The 12,148-nt window shown below is 33.7% G+C and carries 11 protein-coding genes and 1 tRNA gene; 8 read left to right on the top strand and 4 right to left on the bottom strand.

Annotated elements, in window-relative coordinates; translation table 11 throughout:
* Positions 1-131 precede the first annotated feature (131 nt).
* The 4 genes from N7277_RS02935 (at position 132) to N7277_RS02920 (ending at position 2,769) form a co-directional block, all read left to right on the top strand.
* The gene (locus N7277_RS02935; protein WP_274780261.1) at positions 132-590 is read left to right on the top strand and encodes a hypothetical protein; all 459 of its coding nucleotides are present in this window, start codon (positions 132-134) and stop codon (positions 588-590) included.
* Positions 591-750: 160 nt separating this feature from the next.
* On the top strand, positions 751-1,434 hold the full coding sequence (locus N7277_RS02930; RefSeq protein ID WP_069797457.1) for a MotA/TolQ/ExbB proton channel family protein: 684 nt from the start codon (positions 751-753) through the stop codon (positions 1,432-1,434).
* Between the two features lie 33 nt (positions 1,435-1,467).
* On the top strand, positions 1,468-1,863 hold the full coding sequence (locus N7277_RS02925) for an ExbD/TolR family protein (protein WP_274780260.1): 396 nt from the start codon (positions 1,468-1,470) through the stop codon (positions 1,861-1,863).
* Positions 1,864-1,899: 36 nt separating this feature from the next.
* Entirely contained in the window at positions 1,900-2,769 is an 870-nt protein-coding gene (locus N7277_RS02920) for a ferric siderophore ABC transporter substrate-binding protein (protein ID WP_274780259.1), read from the top strand.
* A 29-nt stretch (positions 2,770-2,798) separates the two neighbouring features.
* On the opposite strand, the gene N7277_RS02915 is transcribed toward N7277_RS02920, so the two are convergent.
* Positions 2,799-3,080, bottom strand: a complete 282-nt coding sequence (locus N7277_RS02915; protein ID WP_274780258.1) for a GNAT family N-acetyltransferase — start codon at positions 3,078-3,080, stop codon at positions 2,799-2,801.
* A gap of 179 nt (positions 3,081-3,259) precedes the next feature.
* On the opposite strand from N7277_RS02915, the gene N7277_RS02910 reads away from it, so the two are divergent.
* From N7277_RS02910 to N7277_RS02900, 3 genes are all read left to right on the top strand, one after another.
* On the top strand, positions 3,260-4,444 hold the full coding sequence (locus tag N7277_RS02910) for a bifunctional folylpolyglutamate synthase/dihydrofolate synthase (RefSeq protein WP_274780794.1): 1,185 nt from the start codon (positions 3,260-3,262) through the stop codon (positions 4,442-4,444).
* Between the two features lie 52 nt (positions 4,445-4,496).
* A tRNA-Val gene (locus N7277_RS02905) sits at positions 4,497-4,571 on the top strand.
* A gap of 121 nt (positions 4,572-4,692) precedes the next feature.
* Positions 4,693-5,124, top strand: a complete 432-nt coding sequence (locus tag N7277_RS02900) for a nucleoside deaminase (protein ID WP_274780257.1) — start codon at positions 4,693-4,695, stop codon at positions 5,122-5,124.
* Between the two features lie 3 nt (positions 5,125-5,127).
* Here N7277_RS02900 and N7277_RS02895 read toward each other — a convergent pair whose 3' ends face one another.
* The 3 genes from N7277_RS02895 to N7277_RS02885 form a co-directional block, all read right to left on the bottom strand.
* The gene (locus N7277_RS02895; RefSeq protein ID WP_274780256.1) at positions 5,128-5,886 is read right to left on the bottom strand and encodes a type III pantothenate kinase; all 759 of its coding nucleotides are present in this window, start codon (positions 5,884-5,886) and stop codon (positions 5,128-5,130) included.
* 75 nt (positions 5,887-5,961) lie between these two features.
* Positions 5,962-7,803 carry a M1 family metallopeptidase gene (locus tag N7277_RS02890; protein ID WP_274780255.1) on the bottom strand — a complete coding sequence of 614 codons (1,842 nt, stop codon included), beginning with the start codon at positions 7,801-7,803 and terminating at the stop codon, positions 5,962-5,964.
* 105 nt (positions 7,804-7,908) lie between these two features.
* Entirely contained in the window at positions 7,909-9,597 is a 1,689-nt protein-coding gene (locus N7277_RS02885) for a DUF6909 family protein (RefSeq protein WP_274780254.1), read from the bottom strand.
* A 312-nt stretch (positions 9,598-9,909) separates the two neighbouring features.
* Here N7277_RS02885 and N7277_RS02880 point away from each other — a divergent pair, with 312 nt between their 5' ends.
* Positions 9,910-12,105, top strand: a complete 2,196-nt coding sequence (locus N7277_RS02880) for a glutamine synthetase III family protein (RefSeq protein ID WP_274780253.1) — start codon at positions 9,910-9,912, stop codon at positions 12,103-12,105.
* Positions 12,106-12,148 lie beyond the last annotated feature (43 nt).

Raw genomic sequence — 12,148 nt, 5'->3', positions numbered from 1 at the left:
AATTTTTTTACTGCGTTTTTTATGATTTTTAACGAAAAATCTTTCGTGGTTTTATAAATTTTTTATCTTTGTTCGAAGACAATTACAATTTTAAAAAACTTAAAAACAAACATTCTTTTTAACACACCATCATGAAAGGGATTTTAAAAATCTATCACCCAGAAGAAACCCTTAAATACCATATTTCTAGCACATATTGCAAGGCGGTTTATCTCAATTCAAAAAATTTTCTGGAAGTAGAAATCATTACAGATGATTCTTTAGACCATGTAGAAGACGATTCTCTACAATATAACTTTCCTCAGCTATCCTTAGACGTATTTGAATTTCCTATAGATTCTAATGAATTAGAAGGAAAAACATTCCGTATAGAAGATACAGACGAAGAAACCTATACAGAAGTAGATCTTTATGACGACGAAGAAGCCTATCTCTACGAGAATGAACTTTCTTTTTCTAAAGATGACGAAGGAGAGCTACAATTATTCTGGCAAGGGAAAATAGATGATTTCTATACAGGTTCTGATGAGCCAATCCCTTTTAAATTGAAATGTCATTTCAAAGCAGATGATATAGAAATAGAAGAGTAACTTTCTTCTGTTTTCTTTTCCATTTAAAACCATCAGAATCTTATTTTATTTTTAGATTTTTTTTGAAAAGTATTTTTCAAAAAACATTCATTGCAGCGAAGAATTCTACAATTTTTCACTAAATTTATCGTTTAGAAATTCGAACTTAACATTTTTCATTATGTTTTTACAAGCCACGACTACTATCATTAACAATAAAGTGACAGAGAAACAAGTATTTTCACTTTGGGATGTACTTTTCAGCGGAGGAATTATAGGAAATACAATTATGATTGCCATTTTCCTTTTGGGAATTTTAGCATTGTATGTTTTTTTCGAAAGATATTTTTTCATCAAAAGAGCTTCTAAAGAAACTCCTAATTTTTTAGAAAATATTAAAGACTGCATTCATGACGGAAGAATACAATCTGCTATCGATTTATGCAGAAGAACAGATTCGCCAGAAGCCAGAATGATAGAAAAAGGCTTAACCAGAATAGGAAGACCCATTTCTGATATTTCAAATGCAATGCAGAACCAAGGTCAGTTAGAAGTTTCTAAACTGGAGAAAAACCTGAATATTCTTGCTTCAGCTTCTGGAGCAGCGCCTATGTTAGGCTTCTTGGGAACGGTAGTGGGAATGATAATGGCGTTTTTCGAGATTTCTAATGTTACGGGAGCGGTTTCTCCTAAACTATTAGCATCGGGAATTTATACTGCGATGGCTACTACAGCAGTTGGTTTATTTGTTGGAATTCCAGCCTATTTTTTCTATAATATTTTGGTGACTAATGTAGACAGACTGGTTCTGAAAATTCAAACCCATGTGAATGAGTTTTTAGATACGCTAAACAAACCACTTTAATTCTTCTAAAACCTAACCTCAAACTTTTTAAGTATGGAATTGAAAAGAAGAAATAGAGTAAGCGCCGAGTTCAGTATGGCTTCGATGACAGATATTATCTTTTTGTTATTGATATTCTTTATGATTACTAGTTCTGCCATCAGCCAAAGCGCAATAGATGTGAATTTACCAAAAGCTGCAGCTCAAGATCCTAGCGTTACAGATCCTACAACTGTTACAATAAACGCAGATGGCAAGTATTTTGTAAATGATTTAGAAACGCCAAAAGAACAATTAGAACAAGATATTGTAAAATTGGTAGAGGGTTCACCTAATCCTACTTTCACGATTAGAGCAGACGAAAATTGCAAGCATAAAGACGTAGTTTATGCAATGGAAATCGCAGAAAAGCACAAATATGGTTTAGCAATTGCTACGGTTCAAGAATAAAACGAATAAAAGAGTACGCATCTAGCGTTAAAAAATTTGGAAACTATAACTCAACATAAACGAGACGAAAGAATAGACAAGCTAAAAAGTGCAACACTCACTGCGCTGATTTCGGCATTGCTGTTTTTGTTGATTTTTTATTACCAATTCGTGAGAGAAATCCCGAAAGAAGAGAAAGTGACCACTATGCTCATTAATTTCGGAGATAATAGAAACGGAAACGGAGCAGAAGAACCTGTTAATCAAGAAGGAAGTTTAGCTTCTGCAGATATTTATATCCCTGAAGAATTAAAAGCTCCTGAACCACAACCTCAAGAAATAGTAGAAACTCCAAAAGCTGTAGAAAAACCTACAGAAAAAATCATCACAGGAAAATCTGAAAAAACTACTGCAGTAAAAACGGAGAAAACCGAAAAAAAATCTACAAAAACTACCGAAACTACAGCGTCTAAAACCACTACTTCTAAAACATTATCTACCAGCAATACCACTACCAAAAATGCTCAAGGTGATGGAAAAGGAACGGCTGCAATTGGCAATCTTATCAAAGGAAGAGGGACTAAAACCGGAACGCAAGGAACCAATGGAACCGACGGAAATGCTGGCGATCCTCTTGGTGGAAAAGGAGATGGCGACAGCAAAATAGGTGTTGACAGAAAACTTATTTCTTATATTCCTGGAACCATGGGAAAAGGTGGCGAACAGCCCTCTCATAACTGTACAGCAAACGGGACCATTACCATTTCTTATACGGTTGACAAAGCTGGAAACGTGATTTCAGCGCGCAGAAGCAGTGGGATTTCTGATCCATGTGTAGTTACTGCTGCGGTAATTTGGGTGAAAAAATACGTAAAAGCCGAAAAAGCAAGCACCAATTCTACAGGAACGTATAAAATTACGTTCTAACAAATTATTTGCGTATAGTTTTTAAAAATTTAAAAAAGTACGTCTTGATATTCTTCGATTTTATCAAAAACTCTTTTCGCAAATGGACAAAGTGGAAGGATTTTAATGTGTTTTTCACGAGCCATTTCTACTGCCTTATGAACTAATTGTTTCCCGATTCCTTTTCCTCCTAATTTTTCTGAAACTTCAGTGTGGTCTATGATGATTTTGTCTTCACCAGACCAAACATAGGTCATTTCTGCAATGATTTCTCCGTTTTCTTCTATGAAAAAAACACCCTTTTTACCATTATCTTGATGTTGAATTTCCATTTTTTAATATTTTGTGGTTTATTCAAATGTAACAAAAAATATTGAGTTTTTATTTTTAAAACTTCAAAATAAAATGGGGTTTCCCTATCTTTGAACAAAAATTTTTTGTGTCAAAAAATACTCCAATTCCTTTTACTCCAGACGCTTACCAAGAAGCGTTAGATTGGCTTTTTGTACAAATGCCTAATTACCAAATTGATGGTCAAAAAGCTTATAAACCAGGCTTAGAAAATATTACAAAGCTTTGTGATTTTTTCAGGAATCCTCAGGAAAAACTGAAGATGATTCATATTGGCGGAACTAATGGAAAAGGTTCTACCAGTAATATGCTTGCTTCAGTTTTACAAGAACAAGGATACAAAATAGGTTTGTATAATTCTCCTCATTTAATTGATTTTACAGAGAGAATTAAAATTAATGGAGACAATTGTGAGAAAGAATTTGTCTTTGATTTTATTCAAAAATTGAGGGATATCCCAGAAGAAATTCTTCCTTCTTTTTTTGAATTTACCACGATTATGGCATTTGAATATTTTTATCAAAAAAAGATAGATTATGCCATTATTGAAGTAGGTTTGGGCGGTAGATTAGATTCTACCAATATTATAAAACCTTTGGTTGCAGCCATTACGAATGTAGATTTGGATCATCAGAATATTTTGGGAGAAACTTTGGAAGAAATTGCCACAGAAAAAGCAGGTATTGTAAAGCCCAATATTCCCATTATTTCTGGTGATGAAAGAGATTTGGTTAAAAATATTATTCAACAAAAAGCCATCGAAAATAAGTCAGAATTTATAGATGCAACCGTAATTTCTACTGATTTAGAAACTGATTTGAAGGGAAATTATCAAAAGAAAAATATAAGAGTGGTTCAGGCTTTGGTAGATGAGTTGAGGAAACAAAACATAGAAATTTCTGAAAGTTCTCTTGAAAATGGCTTGATGAAAGTTCACCAAAACACTAAATTTATTGGAAGATGGTTTCAGTTTTCAGAAAATCCATTGATTATTTGTGATACCGCTCATAATCAAGCTGGTTTAGAAATGGTTTTTGCCCAATTGAATGCCATTGAAAAGTATAAACATATAGTCCTTGGTTTTGTGAATGATAAAAAAATAGATGAGGTATTGAAAATTTTACCTAAAAATGCTCAATATTACTTTGTAAAGCCCTCTATTAGCAGAGGAAGAAGCCCAAAAGAGTATGAAGGTTTACTGGTTTCAGCAAAAATAGGTTTTCAAATTTTTGAAACAGTAGATGCTGGTTTTCAGGCAGCTAAAATAAAATGTAAACCCGAAGAAATGATTTTTGTGGGCGGAAGTAACTTTGTGGTGGGAGAATTTTTAGAAAAAAATTTGTAGTAATCGCAATAAGTTGTATATTTGCACCACTCAAAACGAGAAATCGTAAAGAGGGTTCTTAGCTCAGTTGGTTCAGAGCATCTGGTTTACACCCAGAGGGTCGGGGGTTCGAATCCCTCAGGACCCACAGAAATAGAAATCTCACAGAAATGTGAGATTTTTTTTGTTTAAAAGATTCTTACCATTAAAGAGTTGTAGTTTTTCTTCTTATTTTTGTGTTCTACCAATTAAAAAAGTGTAGATTAAATATGTTTTCTCACGAATATTTTATGAAGCAGGCTTTGCAAGAAGCCGAAATTGCCAAGGAAAAAGACGAGGTTCCTATTGGTTGTGTCATTGTTTTCAAAGATAGAATTATTGCGAGGGGGCATAATCTCACAGAACAATTAAATGATGTGACAGCACATGCAGAGATGCAGGCGATTACTTCTGCTGCTAATTTTTTGGGAGGGAAATATTTAAAAGATTGTACGATGTATGTTACACTCGAGCCTTGTGTAATGTGTGCTGGCGCTTTAACTTGGTCACAAGTTTCTAAATTAGTTATCGGAGCGAGAGATGAAAACCGAGGTTTTATCAATCAAAACGTAAAACTTCACCCTAAAACAGAAATTGTTTCAGGAATTTTAGAAAACGAATGCTCAGAAATCATTAAAAATTTCTTTAAAGAAAAAAGATAACCTTTATTTGTCTTTTCCTAGGAAATAAAGACCTTTTAAAGTGTGTAATTTATCGGCGATGTCTATTTTATTGGTCAAAGGTTGATAAACATGAGAAACGCCACCTGTTGCAATAACGAAACATTCATCGTTTACTTCTTCGTTTATACGGTCAATAAAACCTTCTACCATTCCTAAAAATCCATAAACCATCCCCGAAGTCATACAAGAAACCGTATCATGTCCCAAAACAGATTTTGGTTTAGTGAGTTCTATTTCAGGAAGTTGTGCGGTTTGTTTCACTAAAGAGTTGAGAGAAGTAATAATTCCTGGAGCGATAATAACCCCCATAACTTCACCATCTTCGGCTACACAACTTGCGGTAAGTGCAGTTCCGAAATCCAAAATAATTTTCTTTTTGTTGGGGTAGAGAAAATGAGCCGCTACTAAATTGGCAAAAATATCAGTTCCCATTTGATTAGACTTGTGATGAATAGGAGAGTGTGTTTTTCTATCTACTACTATAGCGTCTATTCCATGAATTTTATACAAAGCACTGCTGATAATGTGTGTAAGCTGGGGAACCACAGAGCCAATAATGATTTTATCTACCTTTTCTATATCTATATTGTAGGTTTGATACAGCATAGAAAATTGAGCGAAAAGTTCGTCTCTAGTTCCGTAAGGTTTGGTGTTAATAATCCAAGATACATCACATTTGCCATCAATAAAATGGCCAAATCTAATATTGGTATTGCCAATGTTTATTACAATGCTCGTCATTGATTTTTAAAAGAAAAATTAGAGCCGAAAGTTAAGCATTTTCTGCATAAAAAAAGTTGAGAAATTTCTCAACTTTTATTTTACTTCTAAAAAATTATTTTCGGGGTTTACATCTGCTAATCTTTGAGAGAAGTCTATTCCTAAAATTTGTAAATCAGATTTTTTGTAAGGAATGGTCAAAGTGTATTCTTTGGTAGTCCAGTTCCAATAGTTTAAGGTTTGGAAGTCTCCAAAATAATCTTTGGTTTTAGGAGCTCTCATCATATTGAGCGGAATGTGATAATTCACCGTTTTTTTTTCTTTTGTAAAAATGCTAAAATCAATTGGCATAGGAACTTCACCGTTGTTTACTAGGGTAATTGTGGTAGAGTTTTCGTTATATTTTACATCTTTTATAGCGTAATCTATGGTTTTGGTCGTGTTAATCCAATAATGGTGAAACCATTTCAAGTCCATGCCAGAAATTTGCTGTGCAATATGGAGAAAATCTCGGTCTGTAGGATGTTTAAGGTTCCAGTCTTGGTAATATTTTTTCAAAATTTTAGATAGGTTTTCTTCGCCAACAATGTATCCTAATTCTACTAAGAACAATTCGCCTTTGGTGTAAGAAGCTACGGTGTAAGCGGTGCCGTTATCATGATGGTCTGCTAACCAAACTGCAGGTTCTTCTTTGCCAGATTTTACGAATCTTACATAAGACTGAATTGCATTGTAAAAAGGATTTGGCATATCTTCTTTTGGGAAAAGTGCATTCATCACGAAATCTTCTGCATAACTGGTAAAGCCTTCATCTAACCAAGGTTTTGTACTTTCGTTAGTGGCAAGCATTTGCTGATACCAAGAGTGCGCTCCTTCATGAATCATTAATCCTAATAAATTTTCTAAACTTCTAGCTTCGCCCAGAATCATAGTACACATTCCGTATTCCATTCCGCCATCTCCACCTTGTATAAAGCTATAAGTAGGGTAAACGTATCTGCCAAAAGTGGCATTCATCAGTTGGAAATATTTGGTAATGTAAGGTTGTGCCTCACTCCAGAATTGTGTTTTTTCCGATTTTTGGTATACAAAATTCACTTTTGGGCCATCTGGAACGATGAAGGTTTCTACGGAATAGTCTTTATCTGCGGCCCAAGCAAAATCTAAAATGTTTTTTGCTGTAAAACGCCAAGTTGCTTTGTCGTTTTTATCTGTTTTTATCGTAGGATTTTCGGTGTAGCCTTTTACTTCTGTAGGGTTTTCTAAAACGCCACCTGCACCAACTACATATTCTTTATCAATCTTGATGCTTACATCAAAATTGGAAAAAGGAGCATGAAATTCTCTACCTACATAATCAAAAGTTGCCCAGCCATCATAATCATATTCGGCTAGTTTTGGGAACCATTGCGTCATGGTCATTTCTACACCTTCTCTGTTATTTCTGCCGCTTCTTCGGATTTGTTTAGGAACTACAGAATCCCAATCCATCGTGAAGGAGGTGGTAGAGTTTGGTTTTATTTTTTCATTGAGGTAAACCTTCATAATGGTTTCTTGAACTTCAAATTTTAGAAGTTTTCCGTTTTGTTTAATCCAATTTATGGTTTGTGAACCTTCTTCGTTTTTAGGAATAGAAGCTAATTTAGAATTTCCGAATTCAGTTAATCTTCCGTCTGCATTTTTTCCTTGGTTTTGCACTCTTTGATCCATCAAAGAATTGGGTTTAAAAGCATTCCAATACAAGTGAAAGTACACTACTGAAAGTTCATCAGGAGAATTATTGGTATATTTTATTTCTTGGTTACCGTGATAAGAGTAATTAGCAGCATCTACATCGATTTCCATTTTGTAAGAAGCTTCTTGTTGGTAGTAAGCTTGCTGTTGTGCTGTAATTAATCCTACGATTAAAGAAAATATAGCAACGAGTCTATTCTTCATATCATAAATTTTTTCAAATATAAATCAAATTTTTAGACTGCTATATTAAATAAAAATCCTTCCAAAAGCAAAGTTTGGAAGGATTTTATTAAAAGTTTATGATTTTTACTTCTTTGTCTTGTTTTTAGAAGAAGATTGTAAAATCTTTTCTAAAATTCTTAGTGTGATTAAGTAAGTAGGTTTTACACCGGTTAAACCTAATCCACCAGAAGAAAGTGTAGAACCTGTTTCTAATGGATTATCAGAAGCATAATACGCATACATTACAAATAAATCTTCTGAAATGTGTTTTCTGATTTTAGAAGCTACTTGAATGGCTTTTTGATAATGTGCCCCTTCCATTTCTAGACCGATTGATTTCCAAGAAGTGGTCATGAAATAGGTTAAAATATCTTTATTCTGAAGAGAAGTTCCTAGAACGGTAATCATGCTTCCTTCGAAAGCTCTTAATTCGTCGTCTTGGAAATCTTCTAATTTCAATGCGTTTTCAAATGGATAATTATCTGCAGTTCCTTCGAAAATGTGAGAAGTAGGAATCATGATGTCTCCTTTTTCACCGGTAAGAATACCTGCTTTGCCCATGATAGAAACAGATTTTACATTCATGGTGTACACATTTCCTTCGTATTCGAATGGTCTTAACAACTCATCCATCACTTCATAAGCTTGTTCACCAAAAGCGTAATCGAAAACCATTAGAACATCATCTCCTTTGTATCCAGAATTGGTAAATGGAGAGTTTTTAAGGTCTACTTTTGATAAATCAATCAGCTGTACATCTATATTACTACCAGAATTATCATCTATGTAGATCATTTCTTTAGAAATAGCATAGTCTAGAACTTTATCTCTAAGTTCTTTCTTGTTAGAAATTTCTTCGTAAAGTGAATAATCTACTTCTTTAGTATTCTTTTTCTTCAGTGCATCATTGGCGAAGAGCATATTTTTCACCGAGTGCATATTGGCAGAAATAATATGTAAAGGTCTGTTTAATAAATTGTTATCTCCTAAAACTTGTTTTACGTGATTTGCCCATTTTTCGCCGAAATAATGGTGACCAACTCTTTCTTTTAGAATTGCACTGAAATGAATTTCTCTTTCTCTCACTTGTTTCAAGTCGTCAAAACTTACTTTTCCTAAGTGATAAATGATTTTGAAAAGTCTATCAGGATTATTGTCTTCGCCGAAATTATTATAAGCATTAAGCGTTTCTTCGAAAGTTCTTCCTAAGAGTGAAGAAAGATGAATAAGCGCAACTTCTTTTTCTTTTCTGCTGAATTTTTTCTCGCCTTTTGCTACTTGTTCTATAATTTTCCAAGAGCGTTTTGGTTCTCCGTCTTCATCTATTAAGAAGGCAATGTTTCTTATTTTATCTGCTTCTATATATAAGAAAGTAAGGTGAGTAAGAATATCATAAATTTCTGAACGGCCAAGTAGAACTTCTATGTTCATCTGGTGTTCATCTATTCTATAGCAATTTCTTCTACGTTTTTTTGGTACTATAGGTTCAAAACTTCCCTTGTCAAAACCTTCGTCTGAAGTAAGGTGAATAAATGCACATTCTTCTATGCCTTCTGGTAATCTATCTAATACATATAATAAACCATCTAGTTCTACCTTATTAGGAACGTTCATGGTTCCGTAAATTTCTGGATTGATGATTTTTAGAAGGCTTCTAATGCTATCACCCGAAACTCCTGAAGGTTTAAAAAATCCTCTGTAAAACAAATGTCTCATAGAGACATAAATTCTTTCGATCGCTTCTGTTGTTTCTCTTGCTCTAGAATTTGCCATATATATTTTGTTTTTAAAAAAGTCTACAAAGATACAATTTTTATTTTGATTTAGAGATGTGGTGGTGTAATTGTATTGATTTTGAGTTGTTTAGTGTGTTTTTATTTTATACCCGATGACAATTTTTTTCTAAGATAAGATAAAAGCATTCTTGTAGAGTTAATTTTACATTAAAATAGATTTAAGTTATCGGTTTTATCGATTTACTATTCAAAAATCTATATAAAATTTAATTAACCCCTAAAATTTTAGGGGTGTTTTGTTTAAAATTCATTTTTTTTTCTTAAATTTGCTCAAAATTTCAACACCTATATGTCAACATTAAGATTTAAAGCGTTAGAAACGCTTCCTTTTAAAAACTTTAGAAAAGATAATCACGTAGAAATACCTTCGAAATTATCAGAATTGTATTGCGAAAATGTTTTCTCAGAAGAAACAATGAGAGAATATTTAACCAAAGAAGCATTTCAGTCTATATTAGATGCTATAAGAAAAGGAACAAAAATCCAAAGACATATTGCAGATCAAGTTGCTGTAGCAATGAAAGATTGGGCTTTGTCTAAAGGAGTGACTCACTACACTCACTGGTTTCAGCCATTAACAGGTGCTACCGCAGAAAAGCATGATTCATTTTTTACTCCAATAGAAGGAGGAAGAGCAATCGAAAGATTTAGCGGAGGAATGCTTATTCAGCAAGAGCCAGACGCTTCTTCTTTCCCGAATGGAGGAATTAGAAATACTTTCGAGGCGAGAGGTTATACCGCTTGGGATCCTACTTCTCCAGCTTTTATTATGGGAACTACACTTTGTATTCCTTCCATTTTTATTTCTTATACTGGTGAAACATTAGATTACAAAGCACCATTATTAAGAGCTTTACATGCAGTAGACGAAGCCGCAACAGAAGTAATGCAATATTTTGACAAAAATGTAACGAAGGTGATCCCTACTTTAGGCTGGGAACAGGAATACTTTTTAGTAGACTCTGCATTATACCAATCAAGACCAGACTTAGTATTAACAGGTAAAACATTATTGGGACATTCTCCTGCAAAAGGTCAACAGTTAGATGATCATTATTTCGGTTCTATTCCTACTAGAGTAATGAATTTTATGAAGGAGCTAGAAATAGAATGTATGAAATTAGGAATTCCTGTTACTACAAGACATAATGAGGTGGCTCCAAATCAATTTGAGTTGGCTCCAATGTATGAAGAAGCAAACGTAGCAGTAGACCATAATTCATTATTAATGGATGTAATGGCTAGAGTAGCTCATAAACACCATTTTCATATTTTATTCCACGAAAAGCCATTTGCTGGAGTAAACGGAAGTGGGAAACACAATAACTGGTCACTCTCTACAGATACTGGCGAAAATTTATTGAGCCCAGGGAAAAACCCTAAGAAAAACTTACAGTTTTTGACCTTCTTCGTAAATACTATTAAGGCGGTTCATGAATATGCAGATTTATTAAGAGCAAGCATTGCTTCTGCAAGTAATGACCACAGATTAGGAGCAAACGAAGCACCACCAGCAATTATCTCTGTATTCATTGGTTCACAATTATACAGTGTGCTTTCTGAATTAGAAAAAGTGACTAATGGTAAACTTTCTCCAGAAGAAAAGACCGAATTAAAACTAAATGTAGTAGGTAAAATTCCAGAAATTTTATTAGACAATACAGATAGAAACAGAACTTCGCCTTTCGCATTTACAGGAAATAAATTTGAAATTAGAGCAGTAGGTTCTTCTGCAAACTGCGCAGAATCTATGACAGTTATGAACACCATCGCTGCAAAACAATTAAAAGAGTTCAAAAAAGAAGTAGATGCTTTAATTGAAAAAGGGCTTAAAAAAGATGAAGCTATTTTCAATGTGTTAAGAGAATACATCAAACAATCGAAAAACATCATGTTCGAAGGTGATGGATATTCTGATGACTGGGCGAAAGAAGCTAAGAAAAGAGGTTTATCCAACCTTAAAACAACTCCAGAAGCTTTAGAAAGAGAAATGGACAAAAAATTCGTGAAACTTTACGAAGAAATGGGCGTTTTCTCTCATGTAGAAGTAGAAGCAAGAAACGAAATTAAGTTAGAAAAATATTCTACGGTAATTGATATTGAAGCTAGAGTTTTGGCAGACATCGCTAGAAATCACATCATCCCAGCTGCATTAAACTATCAGAACAGATTGATAGACAATGTAAAAGGGTTAAAAGAAATCTTCGGAGAAAAAGAATTCAAGGCTTTAGCAAAAGAACAAATGAGTTTAATTACACAGATTTCAGATAATGTTTCAGTAATTAAATTGGGAGTAGAAGAATTGTTAAAAGCAAAAGATAAAGCAAAATCAATTTCTAGCTCACAGAAACAGGCAGAAGCCTATTGTAACGAAGTGAAGCCATTGTTTGATAAAATTAGGGAAGCATCAGACGCATTAGAAATGATGGTAGATGATGAGCTTTGGCCACTCACAAAATACAGAGAATTATTATTCACTAGATAATCACAACTTCCCTCTCCATTTCGAGAGGGATTTTTTTTAATAT

Source organism: Cloacibacterium sp. TD35 (assembly GCF_028864635.1).
GTDB lineage: Bacteria > Bacteroidota > Bacteroidia > Flavobacteriales > Weeksellaceae > Cloacibacterium.
This window is presented reverse-complemented; position numbering and strand designations above follow the sequence as displayed.

What these genes read in the sequence shown, in the direction of transcription:
- N7277_RS02900 (WP_274780257.1), top strand. Translation starts at nt 4,693, where the DNA reads ATGTTTTCTCACGAATATTTTATGAAGCAGGCTTTGCAAGAAGCCGAA.
- N7277_RS02930 (WP_069797457.1), top strand. Translation starts at nt 751, where the DNA reads ATGTTTTTACAAGCCACGACTACTATCATTAACAATAAAGTGACAGAG.
- N7277_RS02885 (WP_274780254.1), bottom strand. Translation starts at nt 9,597, where the DNA reads ATGGCAAATTCTAGAGCAAGAGAAACAACAGAAGCGATCGAAAGAATT.
- N7277_RS02935 (WP_274780261.1), top strand. Translation starts at nt 132, where the DNA reads ATGAAAGGGATTTTAAAAATCTATCACCCAGAAGAAACCCTTAAATAC.
- N7277_RS02890 (WP_274780255.1), bottom strand. Translation starts at nt 7,803, where the DNA reads ATGAAGAATAGACTCGTTGCTATATTTTCTTTAATCGTAGGATTAATT.
- N7277_RS02925 (WP_274780260.1), top strand. Translation starts at nt 1,468, where the DNA reads ATGGAATTGAAAAGAAGAAATAGAGTAAGCGCCGAGTTCAGTATGGCT.
- N7277_RS02880 (WP_274780253.1), top strand. Translation starts at nt 9,910, where the DNA reads ATGTCAACATTAAGATTTAAAGCGTTAGAAACGCTTCCTTTTAAAAAC.
- N7277_RS02895 (WP_274780256.1), bottom strand. Translation starts at nt 5,886, where the DNA reads ATGACGAGCATTGTAATAAACATTGGCAATACCAATATTAGATTTGGC.
- N7277_RS02915 (WP_274780258.1), bottom strand. Translation starts at nt 3,080, where the DNA reads ATGGAAATTCAACATCAAGATAATGGTAAAAAGGGTGTTTTTTTCATA.
- N7277_RS02910 (WP_274780794.1), top strand. Translation starts at nt 3,260, where the DNA reads ATGCCTAATTACCAAATTGATGGTCAAAAAGCTTATAAACCAGGCTTA.